Origin of the sequence: Roseateles microcysteis (assembly GCF_036880965.1) — a bacterium.
Lineage (GTDB): Bacteria > Pseudomonadota > Gammaproteobacteria > Burkholderiales > Burkholderiaceae_C > JAUASW01.
This window is the reverse complement of record NZ_JBAJMV010000007.1, coordinates 171805-187530: the sequence shown is the minus strand read 5'-3', so window position 1 is coordinate 187530 and position 15726 is coordinate 171805. Positions and strand designations below refer to the sequence as shown.

The following is a 15726-nucleotide window of genomic DNA, read 5'->3' as shown; positions in this document are numbered from 1 at the left end:
AGCAACAAGACGCAAGGCCCGCCAGCGGGCGCAAAAAAGCGACCACTGAGGGTCGCTTTCGTTGTGGGATCGAGCCCGGTTCGGTTCAGGGGGCAGGTACCTCTAGGCGCTTGGCCGAGGCGTGCTGGTGGTCCTGAATGCGATCCTTGTGACGGCAGACCTGGCGGTCCAGCTTGTCCATCAACTGATCAATGGCGGCGTAAAGATCTTCGCTTGATTGTTCAACAAAGATGTCTCGTCCTTTGACATGCAAGGTGACTTCGGCCTTTTGCCTGCGTTCCTTTTCCTTCTGCTTCTCCACGGTGAGCAAGACGTTGATGTCAACGACCTGGTCAAAGTGGCGGGTCACCCGGTCCAGCTTGGTCAGCACATATTCGCGCAGCGCTGGAGTCACTTCGAGATGGTGGCCACTGATAGTCAGGTTCATAGAGCCTCCTTTCACAAGGGGTAGGTCAAATCTTCGAGGGAAAAAATGAGAGAACCAAAGAGCAGTTGAGTGAGGTGTCGAGTAGCGGAGTTGAGGCTTGAGTTGAGGGGAAGTGCGAGTCCAGTGTGCTACCGAAGCTGGGTGCTGACAAGCCTTTTGCAAGTGCACTTTTTGGCGGTGGCGCAAGAAGATTTCTGGCTTGCTGCGGCGCGACGGTGGATGACATAATCCTTTGATCCAATCTCTGGAGCATTTCCTTGGACAGCGATCACCCTCGGTGACCGTCCACTCCAGCGCCAAGTAGATGCCTTGTGGCATCAGTAGGCTGCGGTTCGGCGGTGTTCGCTGTGCTGCGGCAGCTTGTCCGGAGTGAGACGGGTGCACCCCTCCCCTTCCGGGCGGCAAGACCCGTCCTCCCTCTACGAAGTGACGGCGCGTGTGCGCTGGAGATTTGCATGCTCAATGTGTTCACGCTGGACAATGGCCGTCTGAAGGGCGGACTGTTTCAAGAAGAAATCGAAAGCCCCGAAGCCCTGGCGCAATCGCAGCCGGTCTGGGTCGATCTTGAAAATCCCAGCGCCGAAGAGAAGGGCTGGATACGCGACCGTTTCGGCCTGACCATCCCCGAGAACATCGTCGACGACGACCTGGAGGAATCGGCCCGCTTCTATGAAGAAGACAACGGCGAGCTGCACATCCGCTCCGACTTCCTGATCGACGACGACGAGGCGCCGCGCAATGTGCGCGTGGCCTTCATCCTCTTCAACAAGGTGCTGTTCTCGGTCCACAACGAGGACCTGCCGGTGTTCCGGCTGCTGCGTCTGCGTGCGCGTCGCATCCCGGCCCTGATCGAAGACGCCAAGGACGTGCTCTTGAAGCTCTATGACGCCGACGCTGAATATTCGGCCGATGCGCTGGAGAGCATCTACGACAGCCTGGAGAAGATCAGCGCCAGCGTCCTCAAGAAGGATGTCAACGACACCGAGGCAGGCGAAGTGCTGGCCGCGATCGCCCGCGAAGAGGACTTGAACGGCCGCATCCGCCGCAACGTGATGGACACCCGCCGCGCCGTCAGCTTCATGATGCGCAGCCGCATGCTGAACGCCGAGCAGTTCGAGGAGTCGCGCCAGATCCTGCGCGACATCGACTCGCTGGACTCACACACGGCTTTCCTGTTCGACAAGATCAACTTCCTGATGGACGCCACGGTCGGCTTCATCAACATCAACCAGAACAAGATCATCAAGATCTTTTCGGTGGCCAGCGTTGCCCTGCTGCCGCCCACGCTGATTGCCAGTGTCTATGGCATGAACATGCATTTCCCCGAGCTCGAGTGGCTGGGCAATGGCGGCTATCCCTATGTGCTGGGCCTGATGGTGGCCTCGGTGGCGGCGCCCTTCCTCTACTTCCGTCGCAAGGGCTGGTTGCGATAGGCCTGGGGCAAAAGCAACTCGTCGTCAGAAGCCGCCCCCGGGGCGGCTTCTTGCATTGGCGATGGCCCAAAAGCAAAGGGCTCCCGCCGTTGGCGGAAGCCCTGGTCATAAAAGTAGTCGCGAGACGCCCCGAAGCTAACGAGGGAGGGAGGGAGGAGGAGGAGAAAGGCTTCGGGATTGCATCCCCTGAACGGGGAGATCTGGCGACTGAAATACGTCCTGTGTTCTGACTTCTGTTGGCGTGGGTGGGGGGCTCTCCCCTGTCCCTCGCGCGCCGTGCTGCTTGCGCGGCATGTTGCTTATGTACTCTTTGCGGCTGGTGCTTTGCGAGCCTTGTTCGGCAGTGTCCCGCCCAGCTGGGACAAATTTATTCGCGAGGACTGAAGTATGCAACATCGAGGCTGGAAATGGAAAGCCGTTCCGCGATCATCACGCACCTGCCTTGCGTTCGGACAAGCCCTTGCGGTAGCGGCCCACTTTGGCCTGTCTGTCGCCCAGCCGAACGACAGGCCGGGAACAAGGAATGCCTGCCTTGCCTGGCCAGTTCAGTTTGCTTGGCGAAGTATATTTGTCTTAGTCAAATAAGGAAATAGGGGCAGGACTTGGCCATGAAACGTGATTTGTCGCACATTCTGCTTTGGCAAGTTGCCGGCGTATCGTGGAGCACCCGATGAGCGGATCGGCGGAGGAAATCAGCCTGCATGGCATTGCTTCGATCGAGCGCATCACCGGCATCAGCAAGGACACGCTGCGAATCTGGGAGCGCCGCTATGGCTTCCCTTCGCCGTATCGCGATGAGTGCGGCGAACGCCTCTATCCGGATGCACAAGTAAAGCGGCTGATTTTGCTCAAACGCTTGCTGGATGCGGGTTTCCGCCCGGGGCGCATCGTCGCGGCGACGCCCGACGAGCTCGAAAAATTGCTGGCCGAAAGTCATGCCCGACGCCTGAAGCAGGCCGGGAGCAGCACGCTTGCCGTACCGGAATTGGCAAGCTATATAAGTTTGCTGCGCACCCATGAGGTGGAGTTATTGAGGCAGAGGCTGGCCCAGGCCATCATCCGCATGGGACTGGCTGCCTGCATCAAGGATTTGATCGCGCCCCTGACGACCGCCGTGGGTGAGGCCTGGATGCACGGCGAACTACAGGTCTTCGAGGAGCACATCTACAGCGAATCCTTGCAGCAGGTCTTGCGGCCCGCGATCCATGGGGTTCAGCGCGCCACGCCGGACGGCGGGCCGCGCGTGCTCCTGACCACCTTGCCTGGCGAACAGCACGGCCTGGGACTCCTGATGGTCGAGGCCCTGCTGACGCTTGAAGGCTGCCGCTGCTTGTCCCTTGGGGTACAGACCCCGCCGGGCGACATCGTCCAGGCAGCATTGGTGCAAAAGACGGACATCGTGGGACTCAGCTTCACCGGCCGCCTGTCGGCGGCGGCACTGCTGGACGAGTTGCGGAGCCTGCGTGCACGCCTGCCCGCCGAGATCGCACTCTGGGCCGGCGGCCGGGCGGCGGCGCTGAGGCGTTGTCCGCCCGGGGTCCGCCCGATGCGTGAGCTGGCCGACCTGGCCCCGGCCCTGGCCGAATGGACCTGCCGTTCGCGGCTGCCGTTGCCTGCCTAGGATCTGTCACATGCCGTGAATAAGATCCGCGCCGGCCTTGCAAAGGACGTCGACCATGCTTTACCCCGAACTCTTCAAGCAGCTGGAAGCGGTGCGCTGGAATATGGACCGCGACATCCCCTGGGACAGCTTCGATGCCGCCCGGCTCAGCGAAGACCAGGCTCGGACGATCAAGATGAATGCGATCACCGAGTGGGCGGCGCTGCCGGCCACCGAGATGTTCCTGCGCGACAACCGCGACGACAGCGACTTCTCCGCCTTCATGAGCGTCTGGTTCTTCGAGGAGCAGAAGCACTCCCTGGTGCTGATGGAATACCTGCGCCGTTTCCGGCCCGACCTGGTGCCGACGGAAGCCGAACTGCATGAAGTTCGCTTCGACTTCGACCCGGCGCCCGTGCTCGAGACCTTGATGCTGCATTTCTGCGGCGAGATCCGACTGAACCACTGGTACCGCCGTGCCGCCCAGTGGCATACCGAGCCGGTCATCAAGGCCATCTACCAAACCCTTGCCCGTGATGAAGCCCGGCACGGTGGCGCCTACCTGCGCTACATGAAGCGGGCCATGACCAGGTTCGGCGACGAGGCGCGTGCCGCCTTCGCCAAGGTCGGAGTGCTGATGGCCAGTGCCCGGCGCACCGCCCAGCCGCTGCACCCGACCAATCTGCACGTGAACTCGCAGCTGTTCCCGCGCGACACCATCCAGAGCCGCCTGCCCGACCCCGAATGGCTGGAACATTGGCTGGATCAGCAGATCCAGTTCGATGCCGTCTGGGAAAACAAGGTGGTCGAGCGCATCCTGCACAACATGAGCCTGCTGATGGAGCGCAGCTTTGCCAGCGTTCAGGAGCTGAACCGTTTCCGCAAGGAGATGTCAGCCAAGCTCGCAGCGGCGGCGTGCAATCCTCAGGCCGTGGTCTGAGCTGCCATCAAAGCGCAAGAGCCCGCTACAAGCGGGCTCTTTGCCATCGGGCCGGGCTGGGCGCTCAGGTGGAGCGCTTGCGGGCCAGGATCACCAGGTAGAAGCAGGTCGCGGCCACCAGCAGACCGCCAATCAGGTGCGGCGATGCCAGTTGCTGAATGGCGTGCCCGGCGTCCTGCACGGCCCAGGGGCCGAGGTTGCCCAGGAAATCGCTCACTTCCGGATGGTTCTTCAAGGTGTTGCCCTCAAAGGTGTTGCTGGCATTGAAAAGCGCTTGGCCGGCGCCCTGGGCCTGGGCTTTGAGCAAGTCGCCGACGATGTGGATGCCGTAGAGCTTGTCCAGGATGTTGCCGCCAATCACCAGGGCGCCGATCACGACTGGCACGCCCCAACGCTTGAGCCAGGCGGAGGCAGCCATCAGGATCATGAACAGCGGCGCAGTCCACAGCGTCAGCAGGATGACGCCGAAAGCCACCCGCAGCACCACGATCGCGGCCGAGAGGATCACGCTGCCCCAGCCCACCTGGGTCAACGCGGTCAGGCCAATCAGCTTGACCAGCGAGGCCATACCGACGATCAGGCCAAAGCCCATGCCCACCGCCAGCGCCGCCATGGGCACCAGCACCGCATGCGTCAGCAGCGTGGCGGCCACGCTCTCGCTGTGGCTGGCCGGCAGCGACATCCAGAACTCGATGGTGCGGTCCTGCTGGTCGCGCCGCGCCAGGCCCGGCAACTGGAACATCGCCACGAACCAGCTGAGGCCGAACACGGCGGCCGTCGTGCCGCCCACGATCATCAGGGCCAGCAGCGAAGCCGGTGGCAGCTTGGCGCCGACGTTGACCGCGCCCTGGAAGGGCATGACTGCCAATGCAATCGCGGGCAGGATTGCCATCACCACCATCCAGCCGATGCGGTGCTGCATCCATTCGCGCTGCATCAGGGTCGAGAAACGTTTTGTCGTCGTCATGATTGTTTGCTCCTTGTGCGCGACTCAGGCCTGCTGGCGCTGCATCTCGGGCTTGCGGGTCAGGGCCATGAACAGGTCCACCAGGCTGGGGCGGAAGCGCTGGCCCACACCTTCTAGATGGGCCGGCGGCGCGCCGTCGAACAGCGCAGCCGGGCGACCTTGCTGGCGGTAGCGCAGGAGCGGATGTGCGTCAGCAATCGCATCGGCCGCGGCCGGGTCGTGCGCCAGCGCCACGAAGCGCGAGTCCATCTCTTCCAGGCTGATGTTGAGCACCAGCTTGCCTTCGTCCAGCATCATCACGTCGGACAGCAGCGACTCGATCTCCTCGACCTGGTGGGTCGAGATGATGACGCTGCGCTCGCCGTCGCACCATTCGTCGATCAGCATCTCGTAGAAGCTCTTGCGCGACATCACGTCCAGGCCCAGCGTGGGCTCGTCCAGGATCATCAGCTTGCTGTCGATGGCGGCGATCAGCGCCAGGTGCAGCTGCGTGACCATGCCCTTGGACAGGCTCTTGACCTTGTCGTTCACGCCCACGCTGGTGCGGGTGAGCAGCTTGCGGGCCCGCTCGGCCGAGAACTTGGGCTGCAGGCCGCTCATCAGCGTGATCAGCTCATGCACGCGCGCCCAGCGCGGCAGCACGGCCACGTCCGGGATGTAGCTCAACGACTCGAGCAGCTCACCGCGCTGCGAGATCGGGTCCAGGCCCAGCACCTTCAGCGAGCCGGAGCCGCCGTGCAGGCCGACCATGGCCTTCATCAGCGAGGTCTTGCCGGCGCCGTTGTGGCCGAGCAGCCCGACCACGCGGCCCTTGGGAATGTGAAAGCTCAGGTTGTCCACGGCGGTCTTGCGGCCGTAGCGCAGCGAGAAGCCGCTGGCTTCGATCAGGTGTTCCATCATTGCGACTCCCAGTTCAGATCCTTGGCCGAGATGCCCAGGCGTGCCAGCCGCTCGCGCAGCGCCGGCCATTCTTCCTGCAAAAACTGCTCGCGTTCGCTCTTCATGAGCGCTTCGCGGGCGCCGGGGCGGACATAGATGCCCATGCCGCGGCGCGTTTCAACCAGGCCCATGTCGGACAGGGCCTGGATGGCACGGCTGACCGTCAGCGGGTTGATGAGGTAGCGGCTTGCCAGGACGCGGACCGAGGGCATGGCTTCACCTTCGGGGGGATCTCCGTCCAGCAACTGCACGGCCAGGCGGTCGGCGAGCTGCTGGTAGATCGGGGCAGTTTGGTTCCAGGTCTGCATATCGAGCTGGGCCTTGGGCCGGTGTGTTAGTGATGTAGCACACCATAACTCCAGGCCCCTGGCCGCCCAAACGAAGCGCGACAGACTGCAGAAATCGACGGACAGGCCGTCGGCGCCCCGCGCTCGGCCTCAGGCCTTTGCAGCCGCGGCCTTCTCGGCGTCCGCCTTGCGATCTGCCACCACCTGCTGGACGGCCGGCCGTTCGGCGATGAAGCGCGTGTAGGTCTTCCAGTCGATGCCGGCGGCGACCAGCAGGTCTTCGCCCAGCACGGCCTTGGTGGCCATGCCCACCAACGACAGGCTGGCCCAGGCGGCGCAGTCGGCCAGGGTGTAGCTGTCGCCAGCGATATAGGGCGAGAACTTCGCCAACTGCTTGAAGGCAGCGATGTTCTTGACCAACTGCTTGCGCACACGCTGCTGATTGGCTTCGCTGCAGCTGCCGCCGAAGAAGGCCTGGCCGTACAGCTCGCGGGCGACCAGTTCCAGGTGCAGCTCGATGAAGGTGCCCAGCTCGCGCACCTTGGCCGCCTGGTAGGGGTCGGCAGGCAGCAGGCGCGGCTCGGGCTGGATGGCTTCCAGGTATTCGCAGATCACCTCGCTCTCGCACAGCGTGCGGCCGTCAGCCAGGCTGATGTAGGGGATCTTGGCCAGCGGCGAGGCGGCCAGAACGGCCGGGTCGTTGGAGAAGGTCTTGACCAGTTCCTCCCGGAAGGGGATGCCCTTTTCGAGCAGGACCACTTTGACCTTGTTGTAGTAGTTGGACAGCGACATGCCGTGCAGCGTGATCATGGGTCTTGTCTCCAGCGGTGAATTGATGGCCTGCAGTATCGCGTGACGAGGGCCAGCGCGGCACCGGTAACGCTGCCGGCCAGATGAGCAAAGGGCGCGGGCGCGAAGCCCCAGGCGGGGTCGACGGGTGGCAGCGCCCCCCAGGGCTGCTCCAGGAGCAGCTTGGCGAGCAGGCCCGCCAACAAGGCGGCGCCTATGAGGCGTTCTCTCCCGCGGCGCTGCAGCAACTCGACGATGACGACGGCGCAGCCGGCATGCAGCCAACCCGAGAGCCCGCCGAAGCTGCTCATCGCTGGACCGGCGAGCAGCGCGACCTGGCCGAGTGGCCAGGCCAGCAGCCAGGCAAATGCGTTGCTGCGATCCATCTGCGCGCGCAATCCCAGCCACGCGAGGACAGCACAGCCCGCCAGATTGGCCAGCAGATGGCGCTCATTCAAATGGACCAGCGTGGCCAGCGGCGAGGCCACGGGTGGCGCCAGCGACAGCGGGAACAAGGCCAGCGCCGCCAGGCCCATCAGCGCGGCCAGCAGTGGCCAGGCGATCAACCGAAGACTGCGCGCCACAGCGCCAGCACCGCTTCGCGCGGCGCGGCCAGCCCCTTGTCGGCCAGGGCCGCCTCGTCCACTTGCGTGGGCTGCTCATCCAGCCTGGCCTTGTGCTGCGCCCGGCGCAGCTCGCGATAGGCATCGGCGGCGGCGCTGCCCACGCCGGCGGGCAAGAGGCCGGCGTCCTCCGCGCGCTGCAGGAGGGCGATGGCGCCCTTGTTGTCGAGCAGTTCGGCATGCTGACCCGCTTCGGCCAGCACCAGGTACTGCAGGGCGAACTCGGCGTCCATCATGCCGCCGGGGCTGTGCTTGACGTCGAACAGGCCGGCGCGCACCGGCCGCGCCGAGCGCACCTTCTCGCGCATGGCCTGCACTTCACTTTTCAGCGCCGCATGGTCGCGCGGTGCCGTCAGCACGGCACGGCGCACGCTTTCGAAACGCTCGGCCAAGGCCGGGTCACCGGCGCAGAAGCGGGCGCGGGTGATGGCCTGGTGCTCCCAGGTCCAGGCGGTGTTGCCGCCCCGGCCTTGCTGGTAGTTCTCGAAGCTGCTGACCGAGGTGACCAAGAGGCCCGAATTGCCATTGGGGCGCAGTGCCGTGTCGATATCGAACAGCTCGCCGGCGGAGGTGCGTATGGTCAGCCAGGTGATCAGCTTGCGCACGAAGGCGCCATAGATCTCATGCGCGTTCTCGTCGTCGTCGTCGAACAGGAAGACCACGTCCAGGTCGCCGCCATAGCCCAGTTCCTTGCCACCGAGCTTGCCGTAGGCGATCACCGCGAGGCGCGGCGCCGGGCGGTGCGCCTGCTTCAGGCGGGCCCAGGACCAGTTGATCGCGCATTGCAGGGTGGCGTCGGCCAGGGCCGAGAGTTCATCGGCCACTTCCTCGACCGTGATCTGGCTTTCCACGTCGCGCACCAGGGTGCGGAACACCTCGGCATGGTGTGAGCGGCGCAGCGTGTCGAGCAGCGCTTCCTCGTCGGCCTCGCCGTGGCGGGCCCAGGCAGCATGGCGCTCCTCCAGCTCGGCCACGAAGGCGGCACCGTCGAAGCGCTGATTGAGGAGCCGGTTGTCGGCGAGCTCATCGATCACGCCGGGGTGCAGCATCAGGTAGCGCATCGGCCAGCGCGCCAGGCCCAGCAGCGAGAGCAAACGGGCCTGGACGGCGGGCCGCTCGACCAGCAGGGCCAGATAGCTTTCGCGCCGCAGCAGCGGCTCGATCCAGTCGACGAAGCGGATCGCCGCGTCGAGCGTGCTCTTGCCTTCCTTGACGGCGGCGGCCGCGCGGCCGACCAGCTTGGCCAGGCGCAGCCGCGACTCTTCGCGCAGGTGCTGCACGCGCGGCTGCTTGGCCCAGCGGCGCACGCTTTCCGCCAGCTCGGCCGGCAGCCTTTCCAGGAATTCTTCCGAGTCGACCGGCAGCGGCGGGCCGCCGCAGCTCTTGCAGCCATTGCCGCTGCTGCCGGCTTGCGGCGCCTGGCCGTCGTGCAGCAGCGCATCGAACTCGGTGGCGACCAGCTCGCGCACTTCGCAGAGCCGGTCCAGCAGCTCGCAGGTGTCGGCCCGGCAGGCCAGCTTCAGGCTGCGCGCGATCCAGCCCAGGTCTTCGTCATTGCCGGGCAGCGCATGGGTCTGCTGGTCGTCGAGGTACTGGATGCGGTGCTCGACCTGGCGCAGGAAGCGGTAGCCCTCGGCCAGGCCTTCTGCCGTGGCCGGCTTCATCAGGCCGCGTGCGGCCAGGCTGCGCAGCGCTTTCACGGTGGAGCGGGTGCGGATCTCGGGGAACTGGCCGCCGCGCACGACTTGCAGGAGCTGGACGATGAACTCGATCTCGCGGATGCCGCCACGCGAGAGCTTGACGTCGTTCGCCCGTTCGGGCCGGCCGGCGGCGCGCTTGCTGGCTTCATCGCGGATCTTGCGATGCAGTTGCCGCAGGCCTTCGAAAACGCCGTAGTCCAGGTAGCGGCGGTAGACGAACGGCGTCACCAGCTGGCGCAGGTATTGGGCACGCTGCAGGGCGGGCGCATCCAGCGGCGCCACCACACGGCTCTTCAGCCAGGCAAAGCGCTCCCATTCGCGGCCCTGGACCAGGAAATACTCTTCCAGCATCGCCAGGCTCACCGCCGGCGGGCCGGAATTGCCATTGGGCCGCAGGGCCAGGTCGACGCGGAACACCTGGCCGTCCTCGGTCACTTCGCCAATCAGGGCATAGAGCTTGCGCGCCAGCAGGGCGAAATACTCGTGCGCGCTGATCGGCGCGGGCCCATCGGTCTGGCCGTCGTCGTCGTAGACGTAGATCAGGTCGATGTCGGACGAGACATTGAGCTCGCGGCCGCCCAGCTTGCCCATGCCCACGACCCAGAACTCGATCCGCTCGCCGTTGCCATTGCGCGGCACGCCGTTGACCGCGTCCTGCTCGCGGCGGGCCTGCTCCAGCGCCAGGCACAGCGTGGTTTCGGCCAGCGTGGTCATCACCTCGGTGATGTCCTTGACCGGCGCGGCCTGCTCGATGTCCAGCACCGCGAGCCGCTCCAGCACGAGGTGGCGGGCCACGCGCAGGGCCGATGCCAGAGTTCGGCCGCCGACTTGCAGCGTGCTCACCAGCGCTTCAATTTCACTGCGACCCGGCAACCCGGCCGGCAGCAGGGGCAGCTCGGCCGCATAGCGGCGGCGGATGCGCTGCACGAAACGGCTGTGCTCGGCACTGGCCGGCAACATTGCGAAGGGGGAAGCCTCGGTCATTGGATGGTCTGCGCTGTGCTAGATTGGCTGCGCTCCTGGGTGCTCGCGTCAAGGCAACAAGCCAAGCGACAACCCGGCGAAGCCGGAGCAGGTCGCGGCTCCAGGGCGAGCCTTCTTTCATGTCTGTACCAGCAACCGTTTCCGCCGCCGCCAGAAAAGCCGCCTTGCGTCCCTACCGATTGTTGCGGCGGGCGCTGCGCTGGGCCTTGCGTCTGTTGATGCTGGCCTGGGGGCTGGTTCTGCTGAGCTGGTTGCTGCTGCACTGGGCAATTTTGCCGTACATCGACGACTGGCGTCCCGCGATAGAACGCCAAGCCTCGCACATCTTGGGCGTGGATGTGCGCATCGGGCAGATCGAAGTGCGCTCCGGCGGCTGGATTCCGGCGCTGGAATTGCGCGATCTGCGCCTCCTGGACAAGCGCCAGCGCGAGGTCCTGAGGCTGCCCCGTGTGGCTGCGGCGCTGTCAGCGCGCTCGCTGCTCGCCTTCTCGCCCCGCTTCGAGCAGCTGCTGGTGGACAGCCCCGAGATGGAGGTGCGCCGCGACCGCCAGGGCCGGATCTTCGTGGCCGGCTTCGACCTGCAACCCGACGAACGAGCCGAAGCCGGCAACGACCTGGCCGACTGGTTCTTCGCCCAGCACGAGTTCGTGATCCTGAAAGGCCGGCTGCGCTGGGTGGACGAAGCGCGCCAGGCCGAAGCGCTGCAATTGACGGACCTGAACCTGGTCGTGCGCAACGGCCTGCGCCGCCATGAGCTGAGGCTGGATGCCACGCCGCCGGCCGAATGGGGCGAGCGCTTCAGCATCCGCGCCCGCTTCAACCAGTCACTCCTGCACCGCGCCGGCAACTTGAAGCACTGGAGCGGCCAGGTCTTTGCCGACCTGCCGCGTGCTGACGTGAGCCAGTTGCGCCGCCATGTCAGCCTGCCTTTCGAGCTGAGTGCCGGCGACGGCGCGCTGCGGGCCTGGATCGATATCCGCAATGGTCAGGCCGAGCGCGCCACCGTGGACATGGGCTTGCGCCAGGTGCAGCTGCGCCTGGCCTCGGACGCGCCCGAACTCGAACTCGCCCGCATCGAAGGCCGGCTGACGATGGCGCGCGGCGGCGACCTCCTCACGCTGTCGGCCGAACAGCTGGGTTTCGTGGCGAACGACGGGCTGAGCTGGCCGCGCTCCGATTGGTCGGTCACGCTGCAACAGCCGGGTGGCCTCGGCCTGACCGTGGACACCAGCAAGCTCACCGGCGGTGCCTTGACTGCGCAGCGCCTGGACTTCGCGCTGATGGCACAGATCGCCGAGCGCGCGCCCTTGTCGGCCGGCCAGCGTGAATGGCTGGCCGAGCTGGCGCCTGAAGGCGTGATCAGCGAGTTGAGCCTGAGCTGGCAGGGCGAGCTTGCTGCGCCAAGCAGCTACAAGGCGCGCGCGCGCGTCGACGGCCTGAGCCTGCGCAGCCGAGCGGCAGAGACCGGCCTTGGCCGGCCTGGCGTCACAGGCGTCAGCGCCCAGATCGAGGCCAGCGAGAAGGGCGGCGAGGCTGGATTCAAGATGACGGACGGCGAGCTGGACCTGCCGGGCCTGTTCGAAGAACCGATCTTGCCGCTGCAAAAGCTCGCTGGCACCCTGGACTGGCGCATCGAGGCGCAAAAGGATGGCAAGCCGCCCGCGCTTAGGTTCAATCTGGCCAATCTGCAACTGGCGAACGAGGACCTGCGCGGCGAGTTCGACCTGCAGTGGCGCACCGGCAGCGGCGAAGGCGTGGGCAAGGGTGGGCGCTTTCCTGGGCACTTGAAGCTCACCGGCAAGGTCGACCGCGCGCCAGCCACGCGCGTGGCGCGCTACCTGCCGCAGGTGATGGACTCGCACACCCGCCTCTATCTGCGTGACGCGCTGCGCTCGGGCGAGGCCCGCGGGGTCAGCGTCCGGCTCAATGGCGACCTGGCCGAGTTCCCTTTCGACGCGCCCAAGAGTACCGGCCAGTTCCGCATCACGACCGAAGCGCGCGACGTGGAGTTGGCCTATGTGCCCAGCCATCCGGCCACGGCCGAGGCGCCGGCCTACCTGTCGCCCTGGCCGGTCATGGAGCAACTGAATGCCCAGGTCGTGATCGACCGCGGCAGCCTGCAGATCCGCAACGGCAGAACGCGGGTCATGGGCTTCGAGCTCACTGGTGTGAACGGCGGCATCAAGGACCTCATGCATCACAAGCCGGTGCTGGAGCTGGAAGGCGGTGGGCGCGGTTCGGCCGAGGCGCTCCTGGGCTTTCTGCGTGCCAGCCCGGTGGCTGGCTGGACCGGCCACGGCCTGGATGCCGCCACGGCCAGCGGCGTGGCCGGGCTGAAATTGGCGCTGCAACTGCCGCTGGCCGACATCAGCCACAGCACGGTCAAGGGCCAGGTCCTGCTGGGCGGCAACGACCTGAAGCTGCGGCCCGATGTGCCGTTGCTGGCCAATGCGCGGGCCCGTGTCGACTTCGACCAGAAGGGCGTGCAGATCACGAATGGTGCGGCCCGGATGGCCGGTGGCGAAGCCCAGTTCGAAGGCGGCAGCCAGGCTGATGGCAGCCTGCGCTTCTCGGGCTCTGGTGTTGCCACTGCCGAGGGCTTGCGCCGCTCGCCCGAGCTGGGCCTGGCTGCCAAGCTGGCGCCTGCACTGCAGGGCCAGGCCAGCTACAAGCTGCAGCTGGGCCTGGTGCATGGCCATGTGGAGCTCGACCTCGCGAGCTCCCTGCAAGGCCTCGCGGCCGAACTGCCAGCGCCGCTGAAGAAGGAGGCTGATGCGCAACTGCCGCTGCTGCTGCGCATCAGCATGGTCGACAGCAAGCGCGACGAGCTGCGGGTCGAGCTGGGCAACACGCTGCTGCAAGCGCACTACCTGCGCGATGTCAGTGGTGACAGTGCCAAGGTGCTGCGCGGCAGCCTGGCCGTGCAGGACAGCCTGGGCGAGCTGCCCGAGAGCGGGGTGCGTGCCTCGGCCAATCTGGGTGTCGTCAATCTGGACGCCTGGAACCAGGCGGCCCAGCGGCTTTTCAGTCTGCAGCCGGGCGACGCCGGTGGCGACGCGGGCGGCGGCTACATGCCCGGCAGCGTGTCGCTGCGCGCCCAGTCGCTGCAGGTGGCGGGCCGTTCGCTCAACCGGGTGATGGCCGGCGTCTCGCTGGCCAGCGACAAGCAGACCTGGCGGGCCACGCTCGACGCTCACCAGCTCAGCGGCTATGTGGAGCTGCGCCCGGCGCGCGCGCCGCAGCCGGGCACCGTGTTCGCGCGCCTGGCGCGGCTCTCCCTGCCCAAGAGCGAGGTCGACAGCGTCAGCCAGATGCTGGACCAGGCGCCCAGCAGCGTGCCGGCACTGGACATCGTGGTCGATGATTTCGAGCTGCGCGGCAAGAAGCTGGGCCGCCTGGAAGTGCAGGCCCAGCACCAAGGACCGACGCGCGAATGGCGGCTGGACAAGCTGCAGATCCGCCATCCGGACGCGCTGCTCAGCGCCACCGGCACCTGGGCGCTGGTGGCCGGCCAGAGCCAGCGCCGCGCGCAGATGGACTGGAAGCTCGAGGTCAGCGATGCCGGCCAGCTGCTGGAAAAACTCGGCCACGGCAAGCTGCTGCGCGGCGGCAAGGGCCTGCTCGCCGGCCAGATCGGCTGGCTGGGCTCGCCGCTGAGCCCGGACTATCCGAGCATGTCGGGCCAGCTCAAGATGCATCTCGACGAAGGCCAGTTCCTGAAGGCCGAGCCGGGTGTCGGCCGCCTGCTGGGTGTCCTGAGCCTGCAGTCGCTGCCGCGCCGCTTTCTGCTGGACTTCCGTGACGTGTTCCAGGAGGGCTTTGCCTTCGACGGCGTCGAGGGTGATATCGACATCAGCCGCGGCGTGGCGCACAGCAAGAACCTGCGCATGCGCGGCGTGCAGGCGGTGGTCGCGATGGAGGGCGAGGCCGACCTCGCCGCCGAGACGCAGAACCTGCGCGTGCTGGTGCTGCCCGAGGTCAATGCCGGCGGCGCTTCGCTGGCCTATGCGGCCATCAACCCTGCCGTGGGACTGGCCACCTTCCTGGCGCAATTGATACTGCGCCGGCCGATGATGGAAGCCGGCACGCGCGAGTTCCTCGTCTCGGGCAGCTGGGACGATCCCAAGGTCGAGAAGGTGGAGAAGCCCGAAGCCAAGCCTGCCGCACCCGCTGCCAGCCTGCCCGCCTCAGGAGCCTCGAAATAATGAAGATCGCCGCCGTGCAGATGGTGTCCACGCCCGATGTTGAGCGCAATCTGGCGCGGGCACGCCATTGGCTGGAGCAGGCGGCCGCGCAAGGCGCGAAGCTGGCGCTGCTGCCCGAGTACTTCTGCCTGATGGGCCAGCGCGACGACGACAAGTTGCGCATCGCCGAGGCCTATCAAGACCCTGACGCGCCGATCCAGCGCATGCTGTCGGACAGCGCCCGCGAGCTGGGCCTGTGGCTCGTTGGCGGCACGCTGCCGCTGCGCACGGCCGACCCGGCGCGGGTGCGCAACAGCTGCCTCGTCTACGGCCCGCAAGGGCAGCTGGCGGCGCGCTACGACAAGATCCACCTGTTCCGTTTCAAGACCGACACCGAGCAGTACGACGAAGGCCGGGTGCTGGAAGCGGGCGATGAGCCGGTGGCCGTGCAGGCCGGGCCCGTGCGCGTGGGCCTGTCCATCTGCTACGACCTGCGTTTCGCCGAGCTGTACCGGGGCTTGAGCTTCGCGCTCGGCCAGTCGCCCTGCGAGCTGTTCACGGTGCCGGCGGCCTTCACCTACACCACGGGCGAGAAGCATTGGGAGCTGCTCTTGCGGGCGCGAGCGGTCGAAATGCAGGCCTTTGTCCTGGCTTCGGCCCAGGGCGGCCGGCATGAAAATGGCCGGCGCACCTGGGGCCACAGCATGATCGTCGACCCCTGGGGCGAGGTGCTGGACTGTCTGGGCGAGGGTGAAGGCCTGGTGCAGGCCGAGCTGGACCTGGCGCGGCTGGCTGCCGTGCGTCAGCAACTGCCGGCCTTGCAGCACCGCCGGCTCTGAGAGGCAAGGGGTGA

12 protein-coding genes are annotated in these 15726 nt (G+C 66.3%); 5 read left to right on the top strand and 7 right to left on the bottom strand.

The window, feature by feature from the left end; translation table 11 throughout:
* Positions 1–85 precede the first annotated feature (85 nt).
* The gene (gene hpf, locus V3596_RS19520; protein ID WP_334279493.1) at positions 86–427 is read right to left on the bottom strand and encodes a ribosome hibernation-promoting factor, HPF/YfiA family; all 342 of its coding nucleotides are present in this window, start codon (positions 425–427) and stop codon (positions 86–88) included.
* Between the two features lie 455 nt (positions 428–882).
* On the opposite strand from hpf, the gene corA reads away from it, so the two are divergent.
* The 3 genes from corA (at position 883) to V3596_RS19505 (ending at position 4400) form a co-directional block, all read left to right on the top strand.
* A complete protein-coding gene (corA, locus tag V3596_RS19515; protein WP_334279492.1) occupies positions 883–1860 on the top strand; it encodes a magnesium/cobalt transporter CorA in 978 nt (325 codons plus the stop codon).
* A gap of 658 nt (positions 1861–2518) precedes the next feature.
* The gene (locus tag V3596_RS19510; RefSeq protein WP_334279491.1) at positions 2519–3481 is read left to right on the top strand and encodes a MerR family transcriptional regulator; all 963 of its coding nucleotides are present in this window, start codon (positions 2519–2521) and stop codon (positions 3479–3481) included.
* 55 nt (positions 3482–3536) lie between these two features.
* On the top strand, positions 3537–4400 hold the full coding sequence (locus V3596_RS19505) for a ferritin family protein (RefSeq protein ID WP_334279490.1): 864 nt from the start codon (positions 3537–3539) through the stop codon (positions 4398–4400).
* A 64-nt stretch (positions 4401–4464) separates the two neighbouring features.
* Here the strand turns inward: V3596_RS19505 and V3596_RS19500 are convergent, their stop codons facing one another.
* From V3596_RS19500 to glnE, 6 genes are all read right to left on the bottom strand, one after another.
* Positions 4465–5367: a hypothetical protein gene (locus tag V3596_RS19500; protein WP_334279489.1), complete on the bottom strand. Its 903-nt coding sequence runs from the start codon at positions 5365–5367 to the stop codon at positions 4465–4467.
* A 24-nt stretch (positions 5368–5391) separates the two neighbouring features.
* A complete protein-coding gene (locus V3596_RS19495; protein ID WP_334279488.1) occupies positions 5392–6267 on the bottom strand; it encodes an ABC transporter ATP-binding protein in 876 nt (291 codons plus the stop codon).
* Complete coding sequence (locus V3596_RS19490) at positions 6264–6614, bottom strand: GntR family transcriptional regulator (RefSeq protein WP_334279487.1); 351 nt, start codon at positions 6612–6614, stop codon at positions 6264–6266. Before V3596_RS19490 ends, V3596_RS19495 begins: the two co-directional genes overlap by 4 nt.
* Before the next feature lie 129 nt (positions 6615–6743).
* Complete coding sequence (locus V3596_RS19485; protein WP_334279486.1) at positions 6744–7403, bottom strand: glutathione S-transferase family protein; 660 nt, start codon at positions 7401–7403, stop codon at positions 6744–6746.
* Entirely contained in the window at positions 7400–7948 is a 549-nt protein-coding gene (gene rrtA / locus V3596_RS19480; RefSeq protein WP_334279485.1) for a rhombosortase, read from the bottom strand. The genes V3596_RS19485 and rrtA overlap by 4 nt, the downstream gene beginning before the upstream one ends.
* The gene (gene glnE, locus V3596_RS19475) at positions 7945–10689 is read right to left on the bottom strand and encodes a bifunctional [glutamate--ammonia ligase]-adenylyl-L-tyrosine phosphorylase/[glutamate--ammonia-ligase] adenylyltransferase (RefSeq protein ID WP_334279484.1); all 2745 of its coding nucleotides are present in this window, start codon (positions 10687–10689) and stop codon (positions 7945–7947) included. The genes rrtA and glnE overlap by 4 nt, the downstream gene beginning before the upstream one ends.
* A gap of 164 nt (positions 10690–10853) precedes the next feature.
* On the opposite strand from glnE, the gene V3596_RS19470 reads away from it, so the two are divergent.
* Together V3596_RS19470 and V3596_RS19465 are read left to right on the top strand one after the other, a co-directional pair.
* Positions 10854–14894, top strand: a complete 4041-nt coding sequence (locus V3596_RS19470; RefSeq protein WP_334279483.1) for a YhdP family protein — start codon at positions 10854–10856, stop codon at positions 14892–14894.
* A complete protein-coding gene (locus V3596_RS19465) occupies positions 14894–15712 on the top strand; it encodes a carbon-nitrogen hydrolase family protein (protein WP_334279482.1) in 819 nt (272 codons plus the stop codon). Before V3596_RS19470 ends, V3596_RS19465 begins: the two co-directional genes overlap by 1 nt.
* The last annotated feature ends 14 nt before the right edge of the window (positions 15713–15726 follow it).

What these genes read in the sequence shown, in the direction of transcription:
- V3596_RS19490 (WP_334279487.1), bottom strand. Translation starts at nt 6,614, where the DNA reads ATGCAGACCTGGAACCAAACTGCCCCGATCTACCAGCAGCTCGCCGAC.
- V3596_RS19485 (WP_334279486.1), bottom strand. Translation starts at nt 7,403, where the DNA reads ATGATCACGCTGCACGGCATGTCGCTGTCCAACTACTACAACAAGGTC.
- corA (WP_334279492.1), top strand. Translation starts at nt 883, where the DNA reads ATGCTCAATGTGTTCACGCTGGACAATGGCCGTCTGAAGGGCGGACTG.
- V3596_RS19500 (WP_334279489.1), bottom strand. Translation starts at nt 5,367, where the DNA reads ATGACGACGACAAAACGTTTCTCGACCCTGATGCAGCGCGAATGGATG.
- V3596_RS19495 (WP_334279488.1), bottom strand. Translation starts at nt 6,267, where the DNA reads ATGATGGAACACCTGATCGAAGCCAGCGGCTTCTCGCTGCGCTACGGC.
- V3596_RS19465 (WP_334279482.1), top strand. Translation starts at nt 14,894, where the DNA reads ATGAAGATCGCCGCCGTGCAGATGGTGTCCACGCCCGATGTTGAGCGC.
- glnE (WP_334279484.1), bottom strand. Translation starts at nt 10,689, where the DNA reads ATGACCGAGGCTTCCCCCTTCGCAATGTTGCCGGCCAGTGCCGAGCAC.
- V3596_RS19505 (WP_334279490.1), top strand. Translation starts at nt 3,537, where the DNA reads ATGCTTTACCCCGAACTCTTCAAGCAGCTGGAAGCGGTGCGCTGGAAT.
- hpf (WP_334279493.1), bottom strand. Translation starts at nt 427, where the DNA reads ATGAACCTGACTATCAGTGGCCACCATCTCGAAGTGACTCCAGCGCTG.